Genomic DNA, 23,180 nt, shown 5'->3' with positions numbered 1-23,180 from the left:
GGCCTTCGATGCCCGTGGCCTTCGTGGCCCGCTAGATCAGCGGGACGTCCACCATCCCAGTGAAAAGTTCCGGCATATTCTTCCTGTTCCCTTCTCGCCATTAGACAGGCCTTCTTCCAGGCTTCGTCATGGTCGAAGGCTTCGACGAGCATGACTCTCTCTAGGACTGGGTAAGTCGTCTGGTTGCCATCTCTAAACCGGACCAAGAAAACCCAGTGTGTTGAAAACTACATGACTGATCTCACCGTTCTGGACCTGAGTTCAACCCGCGGCTCCTGCTGTGCAAGCAGCCGCCCTAACACCCACACTAACACCCATACCCCGATACCCGATACCTCTTCCTCTGGCCACCGATACCTCCCTTAATCGTCGTCGTGTATCATCCACCCTCGCTGGCTATCATATTCCAGAATATATGAGCCAAATTCTCCAGTATATATCCAAAACCTGCTTCGTGTTTCGTCACAATGATAGATCCAGCGACCCACGGGTAGGCATTTAATGTCCTCTGGCACTGTGACGCTGTCAAGGCTCTCAGGATACTGGCAGTTCTTCGCCTTGTATCGTTCAATCGCACCGAGCAGTGGGGTGGCTTCCCACTTCAATGCCTGGAGTTGAGACCTAGTTGGTCCAAGATTGGCGAGGATATATACGATAACAATTACGATTATGCAGAAAATGATGGCGAAAATCCCAACGGCGTGCTTAGTGTCTTGGTGCATCAGTTAGTCCGATCAATCGAGGGTCATGCACTGTAGGAAGAAAGTGGCACGTGCTTTGTCAAAATGCAGGAGTTAGATTGATGGCACACAGGAATGCCTGTCCCCTGACGCTGCAGCCCGGGAGAGCTGGGAGAAATGGTACAAGCAGTCATTTTCGTCTGTCCCTGAGCCAACCAAAAATTCAAATCGTGATGAGTCCTTTGTACGCTTCATGTGAATTCATGCGTTGGCCACAAGAGATCCATTGTGGGAATCGAACATACTGCATTCGCTGGGGGGATCGATGGGGATCGATGGCCATGCACCCAAAATGGGCAGACTGGGAAAACAGGGATCGATGACCAGGATCGATCGGATCGATGGCCAAGGATCGATAGGATCGATAGGATCGATGGCCATAGGATCGATGGCCACATAGGATCGATGGCCAGGATCGATGGCCATGCACCCAAAATGGGCAGACTGGGAAAACAGGGATCGATGGCCAGGATCGATAATCAGGATCGATCGGATCGATGGCCAAGGATCGATGGCCAAAGGATCGATGGCCATGCACCAAAAGGCCAAGGATCGATGGCCAGGCCAAGGATCGATGGCCGGATCGATGGCCACGTGGCCGGATCGATGGCCACGCGGATCGATGGCCACGCACCCCAGGATCGATGGCCACGCACCCAAAATGGGCAGACTGGGAAAACAGGAGAGGCCATCGGTCTTGAAACGCTGACTGAGCGGTCTTCGGCCGCTCGTTTTCGCACAACATAGTGGACACAAGATGACCATCGATCTAGACTCCAGTCATGGGAGGTCCCGCCGATGGCCACGCCGCGCTCCCGGCTCGTCGATGAGTCGGTCACGCCCTGGTATCACTGCATCTCACGGTGCGTCCGACGTGCCCGGCTTTGCGGCGAGGGCGGCGGGCATCGCAAGGATTGGATCGTCGACCGCCTCCGCGAACTCGTCGGGCTCTTCGCCGTCGATTGCGGCGGCTTCGCGGTGATGGACAACCATCTCCACCTGCTGCTGAGGCTCGACTCCCCGCTCGCCTCGGCGTGGTCGGCCGAGGAGGTCGCGCGACGCTGGCTGACCCTCTTCCCGATCCGCGACGTCCAGGGCCGGCCGCTGCCCGCCTCGAAGGATCGGGCCCGGACGCTCGCCGCCGATGCCGCCTGGGTCGCGACCATCCGCGGGCGGCTGGCGGACCTCGGCTGGTTCATGAAGTGCCTGAAGGAGCCGCTGGCACGCCTGGCCAACCGCGAGGACGGCTGCACCGGCGCCTTCTGGGAGGGCCGCTTCCGCAGCATGGCCGTCCGCGATGAGGAGGCCCTCCTGGCCGTCGCCGTCTACATCGACCTCAACCCGTTCGCCGCCGGCGTCGCGGCAACCCCCGAGGAGGCCGAGCACACCTCCCTCCGGACGCGGCTCGACCATGCGAAGTCGCGAGACGCGACCGAGGGCACGGTGGCCGCGATCGAGAACCCGGGCGAGGACCGAGTGATCGCGACCGCGACCGAGGCCCCGGTGACCGCGATTGAGGCCCCGATGACCGCGACCGCCGCCAACGACCGCCACCATGAGGATGGCCTGTGGCTCTTGCCGACAGATGATCCCGGCGTGCCGGGGGGCCGGTACGGCCTGGTGCCGGGTTACACTCTGGCCTGCCACCTGCGGCTGGTCGACATCGCGGCCCGGCCTGAGCGGCCCGGCAAGGTGTCCTTGACGCGGGAGGCGGAGTCGATCTTCGTCCGCCTCGGCCGGGATGGGTTGCACTGGCAAGAGATGCTCGGGGCCCTCAGCCGCCCGCGGCCACCAATCCGGCTGGGCCGCGAACAGCCCGCGCGGCCGCCACGTCGGCCGGCCCCGGCAAGGCCCCGCCCTGCGCCATCCGCACCCGGCCCATTGAGTCTCGCGGCCGGCCTCTGAGTGCCCCATCGTCGTGCCCTCCTCCGGCTTGGGCGATGAAGGCCCCCGGCCTCGATGCCTCGCACCCCGTCCTCATCTGATCCCATCCCGAGGTCATGCAACTCCCGCGATCGGCTCCGAATCGCTCCGCGCCCGCCGACACCTCGCGTCGTCAGCCCCGTTCCCTCGTTCGTTGAACGTGTCACATCGAATCAGGCGACGAAAGCCCCGTCCCGAGCGAACCACTATCCTCCCTGCCTTACCCAAACCACTCCAATTGGGTGCCTGGCCACCGATACGTGTGGCCACCGATACGTGGCCACCGATACGTGGACACCGATACGCGTGGCCACCGATACGCGTTTCGAGTCGGGGCTTCGTCCCGACCTGGCGCCGGTCTTCGAGTTATGAAATTGTACCGGAAGAGTGAACCCCGATGGCGGGCCGGCCCGGAAACGATCGCTTCATGCAAGCATCACTCCCGCCCCGGTGTCGAACGAACGCCTCGAATCGGTCGGTTTAGCGGATCTCGCCACGCATTCATCGCTCCTTCCGGGCCGCCCCGGAGGTCCGGCACTCCGATCCGTCGGGGCGAAGCGAAGATCCACGCCGGTCGCGTGGATCTCGCGTGCCTGGTCGTCATCGGCACTCGGGTGCCGGCGTAAGGCGGTGCCCCCTCACTGGGCCCTCTCCCAGGTCAGGTCGCGCGTCAGCAGGTAGGCCTGTCCCTCGGCGGGCTCCAGGCAGGCGAGCGTGACCCAGCCGTTGCCGAAGAGCTTCCGCAGGACCTCCTGGCCCCGGATGATCGCGTCGAGCCTCTCGCGAGGCGCGAGGACCACCGTCAGCAGGCGCAGCGGCTCGTGCTGAGGCCGGTCGTCGGACAGGTGGACCGACTGCAGCGGCAGCCCGTGCATAAGGTCGCTGGCGTTCCCTTGCGTGACGCCGATCTTGCCGGTGACGTTCTGCGTCACCTTGCTGCCGCTCCCGTAGGCCACGTTATCGAGCGTCGAGAAGAGGTACTGGCTGTTGATCCATTGCGCCACCACCATCGGGGCCGTGAGGATGGTGGTCAGGAATCGACCGTCCTCATCCGACTCCCAGTCGTAGGAGTGCAGGAAGCAGCGGCCTTCCAGGTCCACGGCTCGGGTCAGCTCGCGCGGGCCGACGATGAACGCGGCGTTGCGTGCCAACCCCCATTCGGGCCGGACCTCCGCCCAATCGGCGCTCCGGCGTCGGGCCGCGCGTTCGGCCGATTCGGGCCCGGCAGCGGGCTGCCCGAGTGCCTGACATCGGCCTCGCGCGTTCCTCGCTCCGGCGATCGCGAGATCCTGGATGAGGCTCTCGATCTCCCGACGACGACCGTCATCGACGTCGCGGGGCCGATACAGCTCGACCCGGTCGGTGGTGGTGTTGTGCTCGCCCGCGAGGAAAATCGTGTCGCGGGGGATCGGTAGCCCGCGGTCATCGAGGATGGTCCGCACCCGCGGGTCGTTCAGGATGGCGGCGAGGATCCGCGCGTTCGGCCCGCCGTGATGGCCTCCGCACGCGCCGCAGTCGAGGGCGGATGCGTAGGCGTTGTTGCTGGTGCGGCTGCCGTGGCCGCAGAAGACCACCAGCGGGGCCAGGTTCTGGGTGAGCCCCATCATGCGCAGGGCCCCTTCCCCGTAGGCGGCACGCTGCTCCAGGCTGATCGCATCGAGCGCCGGCTCCGTCGCGAGCGGGGGCGCCACCGCGGAGCCAGCGGACTCGGCGAATTCCGACGCGAGGGACGGTGCGAATGTCCGGGCAAGCAAGCGCAGGCCAAGCCAGGGTCCCAGGATCTCCACCAGGGCGAACGGGGTGGCGAAGTTGTACTTGAGCCATCGATAGCAGGCGGCCGGCAGCCGCAGCAGGGACCTGCCGCGGTCGTGCCTGCGGACGCGCCCCGGATCGGCATCCGCCGGGTGCTCGCAGACTTCGTGGGCGGGCCTGAGGAGGACCGGGCATGAGTCGTGGGGCTCCTCGCCGTATCCCCCGACCCGCACGGGCAAGCCGAAGAATCCGGCGAAGCCCAGGGTCTCATACCGGCCCTGCGCCTCGATGGCCCTCCGGAGGGGCTCCGAGCGCACGTCGATGCAGAAGGCCAGCTGGGCGGCGGGCCGACTGCGCTCGCCGGAGGAGAGGTCCGGCGTCCGTGGCCGTAGCCGGGCGAGGAGGCTCTCGCGGTATCGCGCCTCGGCGGCGGGGAGCCCCGCGAGCCAGGCAGGTGCCTTGGGGGACATCTCTTCCGACGGGCCGGCTTCCGGACCCAGCAGGCAGGTCAGCACCAGCCGGACGGCGACATAATCGACCAGGGTCGCGGGGCGATCGGCGCGAGGGCCCGGGCGTTGCCAGCGTTCGTACCACTTCACGTAACCCGACCAGCCGGGCAGCATCGCGAGCGCCCGGCGGATGAACTCCTCGCGGTGGCCCTTCGGGATCCTCAGCCGGCCGAGGCACTCCGCGATGGCCTCCTCCGCCGACGCGGGCAGCGAGTCGAGGATCGCGCCGGCCGGGCCGCGGCCACGCAGCCCTCGGTCATACCGAGCGAGGTCGGCGAAGGTCCGGTACAGGCCGAGGTGGCGGTTCGGCATGGGGATCGTGGCCTGGCCCTCGTCGAAGAAGGCCGCGCACCACTTGATCAGCTCGCGATTCACCGCCTCGGCGGCCTTGGCGCCGGGGCCGGGGATGGCCTGGTGCCGCGCGGATTCGAGCACCGCCTGCTCGAAGGGCCGGTCCTCGAGGCCCTGGAGCGGGTTGACGGCGATGAAGGTCTTCAGGGGCCAGACCGGGGCCACCACGTCCGACGCCCGGGCGACGAGCCCGTCCACGGTCAGGGGGTCACTGGGAGTCGGCAGCAGGCTCGTCTCGGGTTTCGATTTCAGGACGGCGTTCATCGAGATCCCTTTCAATATCGGTAGGCGGTTCGGGTGGCGGTTATCGTTCGAGGATCGGGCTGACTGGCGTTCAGTGCGGCCACGTACAACCGCTTCCAGGCGGTCGCCGACTGCAGCCGCGTCGCGAGGCCCAGGTTCATCCCCAGCCAGATCAGGACGATGACCCCGAACCCGGCGAGGTGGAGCGCCTCCAGGGGCTGCGGGCCGACCGCGGTGCCTGTCGCAAGCGCCATCTCGACGACCCGGACGCTCAGGCCGTACAGCCCGCCGGAGGCCAGGCCGGCGAGCGGAGCGAGGACGGCCCGGTGCCCGGCCAGGGGCTCCGCCAGCATCCCCCACGCCACTTGCGAGGCGGCCAGGAAGGCCAGCGCGGCCATGATGCAGGACGTGTCGGAAAGGCCCAGGCCGATCCCGCTCGCCCGAGTGAACGCCGCGGCGCCCAGCACGCCCGCCAGGCAGGCGATCAGGGCACCCGCGGGCGGCCGGCCGACGACGGAGGCCGGCCTCCGCTTCTCGTGCACCGCCGAGCCTGCCCCCAGGAAGAGGTAGGCCTTGAAGAGGCCGTGCCAGCAGAGGTGAGAGACGGCGGGAGCGAACAGGCCCATACCGCATTGCATGAGCATGAAACCCATCTGCCCCATCGTCGAGCAGGCGAGCATGCGCTTGACGTCGGCCTGGAGGAGCTTCCAGAAGGTGCCGACGACCGCCGCGACGACCCCGGCGAGGAAGATCGCCTGCAGCAGAGCCGGCCGGGCGAGATAGAGCGGGGCGAAGCGCACCAGGAGGAATCCGCCGCCGTTGACCAGCCCGGCATGCATCAACGCCGAGACGGGCGTCGGCGAGTTCAGGGACGACGTCAGCCAGCGGTGGAAGGGCCAGGCGGCGGACTGGATCATCGCCGCCAGCGCGATCAGCACCAGCCCCGCCGTGGCCCGGGGCGAATCGACCGCGGAGGCGGCGATCTCGCGAACTCCCGCGGTGCCCGTGCTCGCCGCGAGCAGCCAGAATCCGCCCCCGAGGAGCAGGAAACCGAGGCCGAAGGATTTCAGTGCGAGCCGCCCGGAGTTGCGTGCGGCGGCCCAGTCGTCCTTGTGGATCATCAGCCGGACCAGCAGCAGGTTGGCGGCCATCCAGGAGGCGAGCAGCACCAGCAGGTGATCGGCGAAGGCCATGCACAGCACGCAGCCGCCGAGCAGCAGCACGCCCCGCCGGTGGCGCCCCTGGTTGCGATCGCCGGCCAGGTAGCGCCCGGAGTAGGCCAGCACGTTGGCCACGACGAAGGCGATCAGCGCCGCCATGACCCAGGACAGGCTGTCTGCCTTGAAGAGACGCGAGACCGATTGCGTAGACTCGAGAATCATGGGCCCTCCTTTCACTTGAGCCGTTGCAGTCTATGCCCCGAAGTGTTATGAGTAAAATTGGTTCTTCTCATAGGACCAATGAGAAAATCAAATAGGAATCTTGCCGTGCCATTCGAGGTCGACAGCCTGCAGCTCAAGGGTTTCATCGCCATCGCCGACACGGGGACATTCGGCCAGGCCGCGGCGACGGTGAACCGGACGCAGTCGGCACTGAGCCTCCAGATCAAGAAGCTCGAGGAGCAGCTCGGCTGCTCGCTCTTCGACCGATCGGGGCGGAGGGTCTCGTTGACCCCGCAGGGGGAGCTCTTCCTGGGCTACGCCAGGCGGATGATCCAGCTCCAGTGGGAGGCGTACAGCCGGCTGCGAGAGCCGGACGTCCGGGGCGAGATCCGCTTCGGGACCCCGGAAGACTTCGCGACTCATTACCTGCCCGACGTCCTGGCGAACTTTCGGCAGCATCACCCCGCCGTCGAGCTCAACGTGTCCTGCGACCTGACGCTCAACCTGATCGAGGGCTTCCGGAGGGGGGACTACGACGTGATCCTGGCCAAGCGTGACCCGCAGCGTGTCAAGGGCGGCACCAGGGTCTGGCGCGAGCCCCTGGTCTGGGCGGCGGCGGACGGCTACCGCGCCGAGCAACCCCTGTCGCTGGTGCTCGCGCCGCAGCCCTGCATCTACCGCGATCGCGCGCTGGCCGCCCTCGACCGCGCCAGGCGGAGCTGGCACATCAGCTACACCAGCCCGAGCCTGGCGGGCACGCTGGCCGCCGTGAGAGCCGGCCTGGGCGTCACCATCCTCCCGAGCAACATGATCCCGGCGGGGATCCACCCGGCCCGCGCGGAGCTGAGGCTCCCCCAACTGGCCGATGCCGAGATCGCCCTCATGAAGCGGGACGAGTTGCCGAAAGCCGGCCTGGTCTTCGCCGAGCACATCGTGCACAGCCTGGAAGGGAAGCTCCGATGATCGAGGGAGCGGGCACGCTACCGTCGGACCGATCTCGAGACGATGGGAGACGACGGACGGGCCCCCATGGTTCGGCGGGCATCGCCTCGGCGCCGCGGGCAGTCGCGTCGGATGCGAGTGCGGTGGCCGGCGGGGCCACGGGCGGCGGCGTTTCCTCCCATGTCGGCTTGCAGACGGAGCCGAGGAAGACCATCACTCGAAGGATTTCAAGGCGGGGCGTCCGGGAGGGGCTGCGTCGCATGGACGTCGATCTCGGGCGATCAGCCCGATCCGGCTGGAAAAAACGACCGACCGGGCCTATCCTTGGCTGCGGAGCATCGGGTCCCTTCAATCCATTCGGGGCGGGACATATCGGCGCGCCATCAGGATCGGAGGATCCTGATCGGGATCCTCACGAGGGGAGGGCGAGGGCGCTTGGACGGCCGCGGCGTGCAAGGCCGGGCGCCGATCGTCACCACCGCTGATCTCGAGGCATTCAGCGATTTTCAATTCCTTGAGCGTCCACGCCTGATAAATGATGGCGTGGAGACGATACGTTCGTCGTCCTGGGGGGGGGTGGTCATGGTGGATCCTGCCTGGCGTGGGCGTCCCCTCGCCGAGGGCGTCGTCGCGGATCCGGTCATGTCGGAAGGGAGGGCCGTCCTCTGGGTCCCCGTGGACGCGGAGGGGGGTCGGGCCTGGGACCGGATCGGCGTGGATGTCCGCTCGGACGTCGGGCAGGACGCGGGGCTTGCGTGGGCCCCGGCCTCCGCCTTCCGGGTGGTCCCGCGGCCGTCGGACGGGTTCTTGCGGGGGATCGCGGCCCGGATCCGGGGGCGGGATGACGGCCCGGGATGGAAGCTTCCCGACGGGACGCCCGTGGAGCGTCAAGGCCATCGCCGGGCCGACCTGATCGCCGCCTGGTCCGCGGCAGGATCACCGCTCGACGAGGCGACGATTCGCGACCGATGGCCGGGCGCGTCCGCGATCCGACGGCTGGGCGAGGCGATCTTCCTCATCGAAGGCGTGGGCGACGCGAAGTCGGACGTGGCGGAGCCGCCGCCGGGCCTGGCCGAGCCACCCGCGGCGGAGTCCGCTCGCCGGATGCTCGACGAGGCGAGGCGTCGCGGGGACGGCCTCGGCGAGGCGGTCGCCCTGTCGGACCTGGGGACCGTCCTGGCCAGCGGCAGCCCCGAGGAGGCTGCTTCGGCCGTCGAGCTGCTCAAGCAGGCGGCGACCCTCTTCCGCACGCAGGGCGACGGCCCACGCGAGGCCGACGCCCTGGCGAGTCTCGGGCTCGCCTACCTGGGTGCCGGTCGTCCGCGTGAGGCCTTGCCCGCGCTGGAGGCAGCCCATGAAATCGCCACGCGGTCCGGCGATGTGTTCTCCCGCAAGTTGATCCTCGAGCGAGCGGCCATGGCTCGGTCGAATCTTGGCGATCCGGCCGGGGCGCTCGGGCTCCTGGACGAGGCGATTCGGTCGACGCGAGAGCTCGGCGACCGCCAGCAGGAGTGGCGGCTCCACTGGATCCGGGCGATCGCCCTGGCGGATCTGGGTCGACAGGACCTGGCGGCAATCGCGGCCGAGGAGTCAGTCTCGACGCTTCGCCATCTCGGCCGCCCGGAGGCGGCCTGGTTCGAGGAGCAACGGCGACAGTTCCGGGAGAAGGGGGCCGCCCTCCAGCCCGTCCCCTTCGGCGGGCCTCAGGGCAATCCGTTCCCCCGCGGAGTCCCGGCCGGGCCCGGCCTGCTCCGCATGGCCATCTCGGCGACGAAGGCGATGTCGGCGTTCATCGCCTCGGGCCTGAAGACCACAACTCCCGACGTGCGGACCGCTCGGCTTGCGACCTGCCGCAACTGCGAACACCACACCGGCCTCCGCTGCCGCATCTGCGGCTGCTTCACCGAGGCCAAGAGCCGGATGGCCCACGAGCGCTGCCCGCTCGGCCGATGGCCCGGATGATCCAGGCCCCACGTCGTGTCGAGCCCCTCCGGGTCGCAAGCTCCGGGGAAAATTCTCCGATTCTTCGAGTTCGGTGAAACTGGCCGGCCTCATTTCGGGATTGTACTGAATAGGCGATCGCGCGATTCCGCGCGCTCCATCCAGTGCACCCACGCGAGGGCGGCCGGCGATGAAGACCAGGGTTCAGGTCTCGGCGAGGGGTCGGAAGGTCAGAGCATTGCCGAAGGCCCGGGGCGTGGATTCCCGGGGCATCGAGCGGAAGACCGCCGACTACCTCAGGGACGCCGGCCTCGGTGCCAGCGATCATGAACGCGAATTGCTGGCAAAAGCCGCCGAACTCTCCTGGAAGATCGAGCAGGCGGAGAAGGCGGAATCCGCCTTCCTCGCAGGTGTTGCGGCGAAACCGAAGGGGCCGCGAAAGCGGTCGCCCGCGACGAACGAACCCAATCGCGACCGGGTCGAGGTCCTCACGAAAAAACTCCTGGCGTGGACCGGCTGGGTCGACGATCCGAGCGAGCAGGCCGCCGCGATCATCGCCGAGCTGGAGACCACCGAGGCGGGCCGGCTGACGCTCCGAGGCCACTGGCGGACACTCCGCGACTGGATCCGGCTGGGGGGCGAGATCGGCCTCGTCGAGCGGCACCAGTTCGTGCGATTCCTCGGCGGCGACTCCTGGGACACGACGATCGATCCCCTGATCAACGCCGTCTTCCGGGCCTGCAATGCGCTCGATCCGAAGGGCATGGCCGGCTGCGAGGCGTACTTCGCCTCGGCCAGGGAGAACGCTCGAGGATCGGAGGCGTTCCTGGTCGAGTCGCTCTCCTGGCGCGAGCTGGGGCTGCCACCGAAGTCGGCTGATGCGGCCTGGACGTTCCTGCTGCGGGTCATCGACGACGAGCTCGGGCGGATCGAGGCCCTGGACGGTCGTGCGGAAGAGTCCGGTGGTGACGAGGCCGCGGCCTTCCTCGCCGAAGCCGAGCTCGAGGGGCCGCGGCGGGAAATCGCGGCGATGAGCCGGGAGTTGATGGTGGTGCTCGACGAGCTCTGCCGGCTTCGAGCGGCGTCCCGGCCGGTGGCAAGCCCCGCGAGCGACGAAAACGCGGCGACGTCCGCACCAGAGAAAGACAACCAAGTCTTTGTTAAACCAGGACTTACGATCGACGCCACGGAACCGCGAGATAACGAACGGAGCCAATTCGGCGGCCTCCTCCAGGAGGACAACGTCACGTCCGATCGCTGCCCTTCCACGACGATCGAGGCGAGGGCCGGCGCCCCGGGCCCCCCTCCCGAGATTCGGGGTGAAGCCCACGCGCCTTCGGAGTGCCTTGTCGGTATCATCGGTGATCCAGATTCCCGGCACGTTCTCGAGAAGTGGCATGCAACAGTCGAAGTTGAGACGAGTCCTCCTGGGCGCGGTCCTGGCTGCGGCGGTGATCGCCGCGTGGCGAGCGTGGGTGGCGCATCAGACGCCGCCGTTGCCGAAGGGGATCGCCGCCGGCAACGGGCGGATCGAGTCCATCCAGGTCGACATCACGGCCAAGTATCCGGGTCGTTTGGTCCAGCTCCTGGTCAACGAGGGGGACCTGGTCCGGCCCGATCAGATCCTGGCCCGGATCGATACCAGGGAGATCGAGGCCCAGCTCGCCGGCGCCAGGGCGCAGGTCTCCCGGGCCGAGGAGTCGCTGGCCAAGGCGAAGGCCGACCTGATCGAGGGGGAGAGCAACCTCCGCTTCAGCGAGGCCGAGTACCAGCGAGGGCAGGTGCTCGTCAGTCGCAACGCGATCTCGCGCGAGGAATGGGACAAGATCCGCTCCAGCCGCGACGCCACCCGGGCGACCGTCGATGCCCGCAAGGCGAGCGTGAACGCGTCCCAGCATTCGATCGAGGAGGCCCTGGCGGAGGTGAGCCGGTTCGAGGTCCAGATCGCCGACTCGACGCTCCGCTCGCCGGTCCGCGGGCGGGTCCTCTACAAGCTCGCGGAGATCGGCGAGGTGCTCGCGTCCGGCGGCAAAGTCCTGACCCTGGTCAACCTCGGCGACATCTACATGGAGATCTATCTCCCGTCGCGCGAGGCGGCGCTGGTGCCCATCGGAGCCGACGCCAAGATCGTCCTCGACGTGGCCCCCCAGTACTCGGCCCCGGCGAAGGTCTCGTTCGTATCGCCCGAGTCGCAGTTCACCCCCAAGCAGGTGGAGACCCCCAGCGAGCGCGACAAGCTGATGTTCCGGGTCAAGCTGAAGATCCCGGAGGAGGTCGTCGACGCCTACATCGAGCGGATCAAGACGGGCGTGCGCGGCGTCGGCTACGTCCGGCTCGACGAGTCGGTCTCCTGGCCGGATCGGCTCAACACGCCGATGCCGCCCCGGCTGGCGGCCTCGAAGGAGGCGAAGCACCCGGAGGTCGAGGCCGCGAAGCCCCCGGTCGCGGAGGCTCCCAAGGGGGCCCACGAACCGAAGAAGGAAAGCCCGGCGCCCACTCCGGACGTCAAGAGCGGACCGAAGTCATGAGCGCCTCCGATGCCGCCGTCGTCTCGATCCGCGGCCTGACCCAGCGCTACGGCAAGACGCTGGCCGTGGACGGCCTGGATCTGGACATCCCGGCCGGCCGGATGGTCGGGCTGATCGGCCCCGACGGCGTGGGCAAGTCCACGCTCATGGGGGTGATCGCGGGCTCGCGGAAGATCCAGACTGGGTCCGTGAATGTCCTGGGGGGAGAGATGGCGGACTCGCGTCATCGCGCCAGGGTCTGCCCCCGGATCGCGTACATGCCGCAAGGGCTGGGGAAGAACCTCTACGGCGAGCTCAGCGTCTTCGAGAACATCGACTTCTTCGCCCGCCTCTTCGGCCAGTCGAAGGGGGAGCGGGTCGACCGGATCGCGAACCTGCTGAAATCGACGGGGCTCGACCCGTTCCCCGACCGGCCGGCCGGCAAGCTCTCCGGCGGCATGAAGCAGAAGGTGAGCCTCTGCTGCTCTCTGGTTCACGACCCCGACCTGCTGATCCTGGACGAGCCGACGACGGGCGTGGACCCGCTGTCCCGGCAGCAGTTCTGGGACCTCATCGACCGGGTCCGCGAATCCCGCCCGGGGATGAGCGTGCTGGTGTCCACGGCCTACATGGACGAGGCCCAGCGGTTCGCCTGGACGATCGCGATGGACGCCGGCCACGTGCTCGAGACCGGCACGCCCGCGGAACTTCAGGAGCGGACCGGGACGGAGGACCTGGAAGCCGCGTTCGTCCGGCTCCTGCCGCCGGAAAAGCGCGGGGCCGACCGTAAGCTGGTGATCCCGCCCCGCGTCGACCCGGCCGGACCTCCGGCCATCACGGCGAAGGGCCTGACCAAGCGGTTCGGGAGCTTCACGGCCGTGGATCACGTGAGCTTCGAGATCGCCCGCGGCGAGATCTTCGGCTTCCTCGGATCCAACGGCTGCGGCAAGTCCACGACCATGAAGATGCTCACCGGGCTGCTGCCGCCGACGGAAGGCGAGGCGAAGCTCTTCGGCGAGGCGGTGGAGGCCGGCAGCATCGCGATCCGCAACCGGGTCGGCTACATGTCGCAGGCGTTCTCGCTCTACGGCGAGCTGACGGTCCGCGAGAACCTGGTCCTGCACGCCCGGTTGTATCACCTTCCGCACGAGACGCGCGGGCCCAGGATCGACGAGCTGGTCCGCCGGTTCGGGCTCGGCCCCTACCTGGATCACGACTCCGAGGGCCTGCCGCTGGGGCTCCGGCAGCGGCTCTCGCTGGCGGTCGCGGTCCTCCACCAGCCGGAGATGCTGATCCTCGACGAGCCGACCTCGGGCGTGGATCCGGTGGCCCGCGACGAGTTCTGGGAGATGCTGATCGACCTCTCGCGCAAGGACGGCATCACGATCTTCGTCTCCACCCACTTCATGAACGAGGCGATGCGATGCGACCGGATCTCGCTGATGCACGCCGGCAAGGTGCTCGCCTGCGACGCCCCCCGGGCCCTGATCGACGCCCGCAAGGCACCCGACCTGGAGACCGCCTTCATCGCCTACATCGCGGAGGCCATCGGCCAGGCCGAGGTCAAGGAGGAGGCCCGCGAAGCGACGGCCTTCGGCACGTCGGACGCGTCCGACGGCCACGGCCGCGAGACTTCGATCGGGATCGTGAACCCGAATCGTCTGCTCGCCTACGCCCACCGCGAGATGCTCGAGATCGTCCGCGACCCGGTCCGGCTGGCCTTCGCCTTCGTCGGCTCCGCGTTGCTGATGCTCATCTTCGGTTACGGCATCACGACCGACGTCGAGAACATCCGCTTCGCCGCCTTCGACGGCGACCGGACCCCGGCGAGCCGGGGCTACGTCGAGGCGTTCGGCGCCCCCCGGCGATCGTTCCGGGAGCTAGAGCCGATCTCCAGCCCCGATTCCGCCAACGAACGACTTCGCGCCAATGACATCTCGATGGCCCTCGAGATCCCCCCGGGTTTCGGGCGGAACATCGAGCGCGGGCAGAATTTCGGGGCCTCCATCCTGGTGGACGGCGCCAATCCGTTCCGCGCCGAGACGATCAAGCAGTATGCCGAGGGGGTCAACCAGGTCTATTACACGGACCAGATCCGCCAGCGGCGAGGGGATGTGCCGTACTCATTCGCCTCGGACATCCGGACGCGGTTCACTTACAACCCGACCTTCGAGAGCGTCTACGCGATCGTCCCGAGCGTGCCGGCGCTCCTCCTGATCCTGATCCCGGCCGTGCTGATGGCGGTGAGCGTGGTCCGCGAGAAGGAGCTGGGCACGATGATCAACTTCTACGTCACGCCGTCCTCCCGGCTCGATTTCCTGCTGGGCAAGCAGCTCCCCTACGTCGCGATCGGCATGGTCAACTTCCTGATCCTCACGGCGATGGCGCTGGTCGTCTTCGGGATCCCGATCAAGGGGAGTGCGCCGATGCTGGCCGTCTGCGCGTTCGCGTACGTCGTGGTGACCACCAGCCTCGGCCTGCTCGTCTCGAGCTTCACGACGAGCCAGGTCGCCGCCGTCTTCGTGACGACGATCCTCACGATGGTGCCGACGATGCAGTTCTCCGGGATGCTCCAGCCGGTCTCCACGCTCCAGGGGAGCGCCCGGATCGTCGGCAGCCTCTGGCCCACGACCTACTACATGCGCTCGAGCGTCGGGGCCTTCACCAAGGGCCTGGGTGCCGGCGCGCTCGCGGTCGAGGCCGCGGCCATCGCCGCGTTCATCCCCGTCCTCCTCCTGGTCGCGGCATCCCTCCTGAGGCGACAGGAGCCATGACGAGGACACTCCTCAATATCCTCTGGCTCGGCATCAAGGAGCTGCGCAGCCTCCAGAGCGACGCCGTGATGTTCGTGTTCCTGATCTACGCCTTCACGGCGAGCGTGTACACCCAGGCGACCGGGACGTCCTCGGAGGTTTCCAACGCGTCGATCGCCTTCGTGGACGAGGACCGGTCGGAGCTCTCGCGCCGCCTCTTCGGCGCCTTCTACCCGCCGCGGTTCCGACACCCCGAGCGGATCGAGGCGAAGGAGGTCTCGGCGGCGATGGATGCGGGCCGGTACATGTTCGTGGTGGCCGTCCCGCCCCGGTACGAGGCGGATCTCCGCGCCGGCCGCCGCGCCGAGCTGCAGGTGAACATCGACGCCACCGCGATGCTCCAGGCCAGCGTGGGCGCCTCCTACATCCAGAACATCATCAACGACCAGGTCACCACGTTCCTGGGCCGCTCCGACCCGGAGGCCGCGGCGATCCCGACCCTGGTCGTCCGCAAGGCGTTCAACCCCAACGGAGAGACCTCCTGGTTCAACAGCATCGTGGCCATCATCAACCAGATCACGATGCTGACGACGATCCTCACCGGCGCCGCCCTGATCCGCGAGCGGGAGCACGGGACGCTCGAGCACCTGATGGTGATGCCCCTCTCGTCGATCGAGATCGCGCTGGCGAAGGTCTGGTCCAATGCCCTGGTCGTGCTGCTGGCGACCGGCCTCTCGCTGTTCCTGGTCGTCCGGATGCTGCTCAGCGTACCGATCGCCGGCTCCCCCCTGCTCTTCCTCTCCGGCGTGGTGCTGTACCTCTTCTTCGCGACCGCGCTGGGGATCTTCCTGGGCACGATCGCGCGGAGCATGGCGCAGTTCGCGCTGCTGATCATCCTGGTGCTGATGGTGCTCCAGCTCCTCTCCGGCGGGCAGACGCCGGTGGAGAGCCAGCCGCCCTGGCTCCAGCGGCTGACGCTCTTCCTGCCGTCGCGGCACTTCGTGAGCTTCTCGCAGGCGATCATCTGCCGGGGGGCCGGGATCGGGTCGGTCTGGCCGGAATTCCTCGCGGTCGCGGGGATCGGCGCGGCGTTCTTCGCCTTCAGCCTGGCGCGGTTCCGCGACTCGATCGCGGCGAGCCGCTGAGCCAGCTCCTCGCCGCGTCGCGGGTGTCATGGCCCTGGGATTTACGGCAGCTCACGAATACGAATGTCCTTGAACTCGACGGGAGAGCCCTCGGACTCCAGGCAGAGATACCCGCTGGCGGGCTCGCAGTGGTTCCCTCCGGAGACCTCCTTGCCGTTGACCCAGAGGCGGATCTCGCCGTTGATCCCCCGGACGTAATAGTGGTTCCACTCGCCGACCCCCTTCGACCGGTTCTCGCGGGGGAAGCTGCGCGAGCCGTCGGGAGAGAGTGGTGGGAAGGGCTTCATCCGGGAGCTGCCCACGGGGAAGACGTCGCCGTTGGTCGTGAACCAGTCGGGCTTCTTGCCGGTCTCCTTCTGGTACTGGTCGGCATACCCATGATCGAGCACCTGGACCTCGATGCCGCCCGGCGGCAGGTGGCCCGGCTTCAGGCCCTCGAGAGCCTTCTCCGGGGCCCAGACGAAGATGCCCGAATTCCCGCCCGGCGCCAGGTGCCGCCATCGCGCCACGAGCTCGAAGTTCGTGACCGGCTTGCGGGTCCGGATGACGCCCACGGGGGTCCCCTTGCAGTGACCGAGTCCCTCCTTCCAGGTCCAGGCTTCGGGCCCGAGGTTGACGTCCGTGAAGTCCTCGGCGGCGAGCGGCCGCCAGCCCGGCCCCTGGCCGTCGATGAGGGCCGGGGGGGGCGACTCCGGGCCGTCGAGGGCGGACGATCCGGGGGGCGCGGCCGTCACCGCAAGCCCCGCGATCAGCCCGAGGAGAATGGTCCGAAACCGTGAAACATGCATGCTCATATCCTTTCGAGAAGATGGCGATCGCTGGTGCTGCGCCGGCGCGACCTCGGAGTGGTTATACCGCGAGGGACGTCCCCGGGCGAGTACGCACCCCGGCCCGGGCCGCTCCCCGCTTGCAACGGCCGCGCGGAGGCTCCAAGATCGGGGGAGGTTGGCCCGCGGTCCCGATGGGCCGGCCGGGCCCGCCCGATTTGTCGCCTACCCGAGTTGAGCCGTCTCCGGCACCGTGCGAGTTCGACGGTCGGTCGGCCCTGTGTCAGGGTCACCGTCGCTCGCGGCCGGGACGACCGAAAGAGCCTGAAGGAGAGTTTTCCATGCAGTCTCGCCGCGGCCTGATCCTGATGCTGAGCGCCGGCCTTGCCGGGATTCTGTTCGTCACCGGCGCGGTCCTCGCCGACGAGCTCCTGGGCACGATCACCAAGGTCGACACCGACGCCAAGATCCTCACGGTCGTCCCCAAGGACTCCGACAAGGAGGTGAAGATCAAGGTCAACGACAAGACCGAGCAGATCAGCAAGAAGGGGGCCCGCAAGGTCGACGTCGCCAAGCTCAAGGAGCGGCTCGAGAAGGTGCAGGACAATGGGCAGAAGGGGATTTCCGCCAAGATCACCCACGAGGACGGCGTCGCCTCGAAGATCGAGTATGCGGCCAAGAAGAAGTCCGAGTGAGGGCGACTCCGCACGCCGACTCCGGCGAGCCTGAGTCGGGGTCGGAGTTCGGTCGCGACGAGCGTGGGGGATTCTCCTCACGCTCGACTCGACGCCGGCCACCCTCGGTTGACTCCCACCGTGCCCGCCTGGTATCCTCTTCGTGACGAACAACTCCCGCCCGGGTCCGGCGTCCTCGCCGAGATCAAGGAGAGGTGGCTGAGTGGTCGATAGCGACGGTTTGCTAAACCGTTAGACTCCGCAAGGGGTCTCGGGGGTTCGAATCCCCCCCTCTCCGCTTTCCTCGCTTCGGCGAGGCTGCCGAATCATCCGCAGTCGTGAGTGAGCCCGGGAATCGCTTCCCGGACCCTGCGGTGCCGGCGAACCAGGTCCGCAAGACGGCTCGAGATTCGGGGGCCCGGAGATCGCTGCGCGGGGGTGCCTCCGTCATCTCTGGTCGATCCAGTGCATGCCGCTCGACCAGGCCGGATTGCTCCGATCCACCCTGGGTCCGTAGTAGTAACTCCCCTGCGTGGGATAGACGACCGGAGAGACACCCGGCAGGTTCGGGGTGGAGCTCGAGGTCGCCCGAGACGCATACACCCGGCCGTCGTAGCCTCTCGTATAGGTCGTGATGGGGGCGGAGGTGGAACGGAGCGGAGACAACGGCCCGTACAGGCTCATCGACTGGTCCCCGGCCAGACCGAGCGGCGAATAGCCGCCGCCGGCGGGCCAGTTGCCGCGGACCATCAGGTAGGGCGTCGGCTCGAATGTCCCCAACGCCGCCGGCTCGCAAGGCTGGCAGGCCGGGGCGGCGGTGTAAGTCGGGACGGGGGCGCGTACGGGCCGCGGCCCGCCCGGTTGCTGACCGTGGGCCGTGCCCGCCGACATGGCCAGGGCTATCAGGGTGATCGCGAGACGACCCGGTCCGATCCCGGGCGGGGCAGGAATTCGCATGGTGCGGCCTCAAGGATGCAAGCTCATGGAGGGGTGGAGGTGACCTCTGTCGTCCTCACACCGAAGATCCTTGAGGAAATCTACCCGACAATCCGGGACCGGGCGGGAATTCTCGTCAACTTCCGTTGCGGTTCCGCTGGATCATGACGTGCAGGTCGTCGAGGATCCGCGCGACGCCGTTCCCCATCCTCGAATGGAGCAGGTCGTGGAGCTTGGACATGAGCTCCCCTTCTCGCATCAGGAGCGGATCATACCCGCGGGTCGTGGTCCGGCGAGAAAGATCCGGATCCAGTCGCCCCATATCGCCCCGGAGCTCGTCGAGGAACGCCGCCGAGTTTCCGGCTGCGTTGTAGTAGCCCCCCGCGGAGGCGGTCAGAGAGGCCCCCTCGGCGGCGATCCAGTTCTCCAGTTCCTCCGCCCTCGCGGAGTTTGCCATCTGCACGGCCGCCGTCCTGACGCCGGCGGTCGCCACCGCCGGGCCTTCGGCGAGGAGTTCATCCATGGGGACATCCAGGGCGACGGCGATCCTCCGGAGCGTTCCCGCCCGGGGCAACCCCGTCTTGCCGCTCTCGATCTGGTAGAGGGCGGTCCGGGAGATCTCCGCCCGGTTCGCCAGCTCATCCGGTCCCCACCCCTTGGAGTAACGCAGGTCTCGCACGCGCTGGGCCAATGACGTCATGGTACCAGTCTCACCGTTGAGTGTCATGACAGGTCCGAAAGACGACGGAGCTGGATGGCAACGAACGACCGTTCGCCATCGTTCATCCGGTCACAAAAAGCGGGCACCCTCGCCATCTCGAATGTACGAAACGCTTGATTGGCGGTCAACCGAACATCTCTGGAAAAAAAAGGCGTTGGATCGAGTCCTTCTCGCCGGCTCAACGGAGAAAGAAGGGCGCACGATCGGCAGAAATGAGCATAACCAGGGCTGTACGGCCTGATATGGCCAGGGTGCCGACGTGATAGAAACCCCGCCCTTGATGGCGCAGATGGCCGTTGGTGGCCTGTTCTCGATGAGGAGGCATGCGCGTGATACGGCCGACGAAACGGATCAGCCGAATTCGATCAGGGAGCCTCGGGATCGGCGCGGGACGCTGCATGGGCGCGAGGGGGCTGGAATGATCCCGCTCAAGCCATCGACCATGCCGCGACGAATGGACACGAATGGATATAAATCGCGCCTCACTCGGCTTCAGGAATGACGATCCAACTCGGCGAGGATGCCGACGAGCAACGATGGATCGCGGGCCTGCATGAGGTGGGCGATCCGGGACTCGGGGAATTCGAGCTTCCTCAGGCTCTCCTCGACGCGCTGCCAGAGGCGATCCTTCTTCTTCCCCTCGGCGAGGTAGAGCTCGGTCGCGAGTTCGGAGAGCTGCTGGTGTTTGATCGCGTCGAAGTTCCTGTAGTAGCGATCGATGATCTTCTTCTGGTAGGGCGTGTGGTCGGCCATGGTGGATGCCTCCGGGTTGGTCCATCCGGGTGGGTGTTCGGGGCGATTCTAGCGTGGGCGGGGAGAGGATGGCCAGGATTGCCTGCGAGGGATTCCCGGGCCGATGGCGGGGGGGCGCCATGGGCCCGGGACGTCGGCTTGGGCTCGAGATGGCGGCCGCGATCACCTCGCCCCGCCGGCCTGGCTCAGGTAGGAGTCCATGCTCGCCTTCAGCCGCCGCGAGACCTTCGACTCCTGAGCCTGGCTGGCGGCCGAGGCCCGGTTCACGGAGACCACGGTGCGGGGCGTGAGGACGGGGGTGGTGGTCCCGGTCCTCGAGACCTGGGTGGCGTAGTTGACCCGGAGCGCCTGGGCCGCCTGCCGCGAGGCCACCCCCACGTTCACCGCGGCCGACGTGGAAGAGGATGCGGTGACCTCGGATTTCGCCGCGGGATTCAGCCGCTTGTAGGCGCTCTCGTATCCCATCCGGGTCCGGAGATATCCCTTGGCACGCTCCGCGGCGTAGGGGATGTTCAGGACTTCCCGGGACGAGGTGATCTTCTGGCCGCTGGTCGTCTCGGCGGTGAAGGTGGCCGTGGTCAGGCCCGCGGGGAGGTTGATGTCCTTGGCGTTGAAGACGTAGGTGACGACCGGGAACTCGCTGTGGGGCCACCTCCGCGTGAAGTAGGTCAGCGGCTTCGCCCCGCTGAGGTCGACGGTGTTCGGGTCGATCGTGTTGACGTCGAACCCGGAGGTCCCGAAGACGTAGACCCGGACGAGGTCGCGATGGGTGGTGTCGAGGATCCGGTGCTCGTGGGGGTTGACCAGGATGGTCGGCGAGATCGGCGGGCAGGGATTCGGCAGCGTGGCCTTATCGATCGAGAACTCCTGCTGCGGGAAGAAGGCCTCGCTGATGCCGATGTCCTGGCCGGAGCCCCCGAACGCCCCCATGCTGATCAGGGACGTGGAGGTCATCGCCGTCCCGGTGACCTGCTGGTAGAGCTTGGAGAAGTCCTTGATGGAGAACTCCAGGCTCGGATGCGAGGTGGAGTTGACCAGGTACAGGTTCCCCTCGTACTGCGGCAGCTCGGTCCCGAACGCCGGCGCCGCGTTGGGTCCGGTGGGGATCGCCTGCGCCACCTGGAACGGCTTGGCGGCGTCGCCGGGCGCGGGGATGGCGGAGAACCCCGCGACGATCTGGGCCTCGCCGGTGCCCAGGAAGTCGAGGAAGATCCCCATGTGTTCGGTGCCGCCCATGTCCGCGACGTCCTGGAATCCCGCAAATCCGGGGGTGGATGTCACAGCGGGGTTGACGGTTCCCGAGTTTCCATTATTGTCAGCGTCGCCCGCGATCACGGTCCCGGGCTGGTTCTGACTCGCAGGCTGGCCGATCCCCACGCTCAGGGTATCATCCGACGCGTCGTAGCTGACCCGCAGCTCCTTCACGTCGAACCCGGAGACCTTCACGATCCCCGAAATCTGGGGAGCGATGGTGGGGTGCTGGACCAGGGCGTTGTCGGGGAGGACCACGACGCCTGGACTCGTTGTAGCGGGAAAATCGATTGGGACGTTTCCCGTGAAGTTAACGCTCAGGAGTTGTCGATGATCAAGCTGTTCCATGGCGATGCCGGCGTATCGGACGGTCTTCGGGCCACCCCGACGGCGGCGCCACGAGCGAACAGCTTGCAGCAGTCTTGCGAATAGCGACATCGCGCCATCGTCCTTTCTGGAAATCCCGCCTTCGCGGGCGGGATACTGGGGCGGCCTCGAGCCTCTCGGCGGAGCCGGGATCGCTGGGACCGTCACGGGGGGTGCGAACCGAATCGTCAACTGGACCATGTCGCGGCGTGTCTGTCGCTCGCCACGCGTTGGTCGCCGGATCTCTCTGGCCTGATCGTCCCGGCTGACGATGCCCTCGTCATGCCACGGCCGGCAACCTCGGGACGAACTAAACCATACGTGGAAGGAGACTCGTCATGGTGCTTCGCCGCTTGTTTTCTCGGACCGCGACGCCGCTCGTCGTCATGGGGCTCTTTTCGGCCGCCGCGACGGCGGCCCCGATTTCCCTGACCGGGAACGTTGCCACGGATTTCAGCCTCAGCGACCCCCTGGTCCGCAAAGCGGCCGTGAGCGACAACCCGCTGACCATCGGGCAATCGGACTGGATTACCAACCGGGGCTGGGTCTCCGGGTGGAGCATCCAGGACATCCGGCTTCGTTACGACCAGGCCACCGATACCCTCCAGGTCGGATTCAATACCTTCAAGAACGCGTCCGGGCAGTACGCCCCGTTCGGCCAGGCCAATGGCGACCCGAGCGGTACGGCGACCCCGTACGACGTGGCGCACCTCGCCGGAGATAAGTCCGTCGCGCTCGCCATCGCGCCGGTCAACACCGCGAACGTGAACTCGCCGGGGACGCCCGTCGTGATCGCCGGCATCCCGGCCGACAAGACCCTGGCGGGGACGGGGACCGATGGTTTCACCGTCAGCCAGTACGACGCCTCCAAGGCCTCGTCCGGGCTGGCCTACCAGTTCGGCAAGCAGCTCGCGGATTACACGGGGACGCTCGCCTACGATCCCTCGCCGACGCATCCCCAGCTCGAGTTCACCATCGCCAATTTCAGCAAGATTCCCGGCATCGACCCCACCCAGGGGATCTGGATCTCCAGCTACGCCGGCTCCAGCCTCGACGGCGTCGCGGGCGAGGCCTACCTCTCCTGGACGAAGATCTCCCCGCTCGCCGAGCAGAACACGCCGGAGCCGACCACCTGGCTGGCCTGGGCGGTCGCATGCGGCGCCGCCGCGATCCACTATCGCGGCCGCCGGAAGGACTCTCAGGCGTGAGGTTTGTTCCATCAAACCGATCATGATTGACGCATCCCTGCGCAACGCGGCGGCCCTGTCCGGGGTCGCCGCTTTGTTCATCGACTCCAGCCCCTGGCGCTGTCCTCCTGTTTTCCCCGGACTCCTTGCCCACGGCCGTCCCTCCTGATGCCTCCGCCCAGGATTACGGGACGCGTAATCTCAACCAGGACTGCCTTCTTTCCCCGATCGCGCGACTCTGCCGACGCGTGGATCCAGGCTTCGAAACGCCCGCGGGCCGGCGACACCCGCCTCGGGGAGTCGCCGGCCCGCCTCGATCTTCATGATGGTCTGCACC

The 23,180-nt window shown here is 67.3% G+C and carries 17 protein-coding genes and 1 tRNA gene; 9 read left to right on the top strand and 9 right to left on the bottom strand.

The window, feature by feature from the left end:
• Positions 1-941 precede the first annotated feature (941 nt).
• On the bottom strand, positions 942-1,370 hold the full coding sequence (locus G6O54_RS11785; RefSeq protein WP_165225156.1) for a hypothetical protein: 429 nt from the start codon (positions 1,368-1,370) through the stop codon (positions 942-944).
• Positions 1,371-1,538: 168 nt separating this feature from the next.
• Between G6O54_RS11785 and G6O54_RS11780 the strand changes: the two genes are divergently transcribed.
• Positions 1,539-2,645 carry a transposase gene (locus G6O54_RS11780; protein WP_165225153.1) on the top strand — a complete coding sequence of 369 codons (1,107 nt, stop codon included), beginning with the start codon at positions 1,539-1,541 and terminating at the stop codon, positions 2,643-2,645.
• A 656-nt stretch (positions 2,646-3,301) separates the two neighbouring features.
• Here G6O54_RS11780 and G6O54_RS11775 read toward each other — a convergent pair.
• Together G6O54_RS11775 and G6O54_RS11770 are read right to left on the bottom strand one after the other, a co-directional pair.
• Positions 3,302-5,539 (bottom strand): DUF2309 domain-containing protein, encoded by a 2,238-nt coding sequence (locus tag G6O54_RS11775; protein ID WP_165225151.1) that lies wholly within the window; start codon positions 5,537-5,539, stop codon positions 3,302-3,304.
• Between the two features lie 11 nt (positions 5,540-5,550).
• Positions 5,551-6,900, bottom strand: a complete 1,350-nt coding sequence (locus G6O54_RS11770; RefSeq protein ID WP_165225148.1) for a proton-conducting transporter transmembrane domain-containing protein — start codon at positions 6,898-6,900, stop codon at positions 5,551-5,553.
• A 105-nt stretch (positions 6,901-7,005) separates the two neighbouring features.
• Here G6O54_RS11770 and G6O54_RS11765 point away from each other — a divergent pair, with 105 nt between their 5' ends.
• Positions 7,006-7,863, top strand: a complete 858-nt coding sequence (locus G6O54_RS11765) for a LysR substrate-binding domain-containing protein (RefSeq protein ID WP_205678743.1) — start codon at positions 7,006-7,008, stop codon at positions 7,861-7,863.
• A 561-nt stretch (positions 7,864-8,424) separates the two neighbouring features.
• The gene (locus G6O54_RS11760; RefSeq protein ID WP_165225142.1) at positions 8,425-9,804 is read left to right on the top strand and encodes a tetratricopeptide repeat protein; all 1,380 of its coding nucleotides are present in this window, start codon (positions 8,425-8,427) and stop codon (positions 9,802-9,804) included.
• Between the two features lie 303 nt (positions 9,805-10,107).
• On the opposite strand, the gene G6O54_RS11755 is transcribed toward G6O54_RS11760, so the two are convergent.
• On the bottom strand, positions 10,108-10,692 hold the full coding sequence (locus tag G6O54_RS11755; RefSeq protein ID WP_165225139.1) for a hypothetical protein: 585 nt from the start codon (positions 10,690-10,692) through the stop codon (positions 10,108-10,110).
• A 488-nt stretch (positions 10,693-11,180) separates the two neighbouring features.
• On the opposite strand from G6O54_RS11755, the gene G6O54_RS11750 reads away from it, so the two are divergent.
• Genes G6O54_RS11750 through G6O54_RS11740 form a run of 3 tightly spaced genes read left to right on the top strand, consistent with a single transcriptional unit; the run spans position 11,181 to position 16,188 of the window.
• Positions 11,181-12,311, top strand: coding sequence for an HlyD family secretion protein (locus tag G6O54_RS11750; protein ID WP_165225136.1), 1,131 nt, complete (start codon positions 11,181-11,183; stop codon positions 12,309-12,311).
• On the top strand, positions 12,308-15,064 hold the full coding sequence (gene rbbA / locus G6O54_RS11745; protein WP_165225133.1) for a ribosome-associated ATPase/putative transporter RbbA: 2,757 nt from the start codon (positions 12,308-12,310) through the stop codon (positions 15,062-15,064). The genes G6O54_RS11750 and rbbA overlap by 4 nt, the downstream gene beginning before the upstream one ends.
• Complete coding sequence (locus G6O54_RS11740) at positions 15,061-16,188, top strand: ABC transporter permease (protein ID WP_165225131.1); 1,128 nt, start codon at positions 15,061-15,063, stop codon at positions 16,186-16,188. The genes rbbA and G6O54_RS11740 overlap by 4 nt, the downstream gene beginning before the upstream one ends.
• Before the next feature lie 41 nt (positions 16,189-16,229).
• On the opposite strand, the gene G6O54_RS11735 is transcribed toward G6O54_RS11740, so the two are convergent.
• Positions 16,230-16,976, bottom strand: coding sequence for a 3-keto-disaccharide hydrolase (locus G6O54_RS11735; protein ID WP_250846841.1), 747 nt, complete (start codon positions 16,974-16,976; stop codon positions 16,230-16,232).
• Positions 16,977-17,296: 320 nt separating this feature from the next.
• On the opposite strand from G6O54_RS11735, the gene G6O54_RS11730 reads away from it, so the two are divergent.
• Complete coding sequence (locus G6O54_RS11730; RefSeq protein WP_165225124.1) at positions 17,297-17,650, top strand: hypothetical protein; 354 nt, start codon at positions 17,297-17,299, stop codon at positions 17,648-17,650.
• Between the two features lie 188 nt (positions 17,651-17,838).
• Positions 17,839-17,927 (top strand) — tRNA-Ser (locus G6O54_RS11725).
• Between the two features lie 149 nt (positions 17,928-18,076).
• On the opposite strand, the gene G6O54_RS11720 is transcribed toward G6O54_RS11725, so the two are convergent.
• The 4 genes from G6O54_RS11720 to G6O54_RS11705 form a co-directional block, all read right to left on the bottom strand.
• Positions 18,077-18,586, bottom strand: coding sequence for a hypothetical protein (locus tag G6O54_RS11720; RefSeq protein WP_165225121.1), 510 nt, complete (start codon positions 18,584-18,586; stop codon positions 18,077-18,079).
• Between the two features lie 115 nt (positions 18,587-18,701).
• Positions 18,702-19,265, bottom strand: coding sequence for a helix-turn-helix domain-containing protein (locus G6O54_RS11715; protein ID WP_165225119.1), 564 nt, complete (start codon positions 19,263-19,265; stop codon positions 18,702-18,704).
• 513 nt (positions 19,266-19,778) lie between these two features.
• Positions 19,779-20,039 carry a hypothetical protein gene (locus G6O54_RS11710; protein ID WP_165225117.1) on the bottom strand — a complete coding sequence of 87 codons (261 nt, stop codon included), beginning with the start codon at positions 20,037-20,039 and terminating at the stop codon, positions 19,779-19,781.
• Positions 20,040-20,201: 162 nt separating this feature from the next.
• The gene (locus G6O54_RS11705; protein ID WP_165225115.1) at positions 20,202-21,548 is read right to left on the bottom strand and encodes a hypothetical protein; all 1,347 of its coding nucleotides are present in this window, start codon (positions 21,546-21,548) and stop codon (positions 20,202-20,204) included.
• Between the two features lie 446 nt (positions 21,549-21,994).
• On the opposite strand from G6O54_RS11705, the gene G6O54_RS11700 reads away from it, so the two are divergent.
• The gene (locus tag G6O54_RS11700; RefSeq protein ID WP_165225112.1) at positions 21,995-22,864 is read left to right on the top strand and encodes a hypothetical protein; all 870 of its coding nucleotides are present in this window, start codon (positions 21,995-21,997) and stop codon (positions 22,862-22,864) included.
• Positions 22,865-23,180: the final 316 nt, after the last annotated feature.

The organism is Aquisphaera insulae (assembly GCF_011064615.1).
GTDB classification, from domain to species: domain Bacteria; phylum Planctomycetota; class Planctomycetia; order Isosphaerales; family Isosphaeraceae; genus Aquisphaera; species Aquisphaera insulae.
Note: the sequence above shows the minus strand (reverse complement) of the source record. Positions and strands in the feature narration are given on the sequence as shown.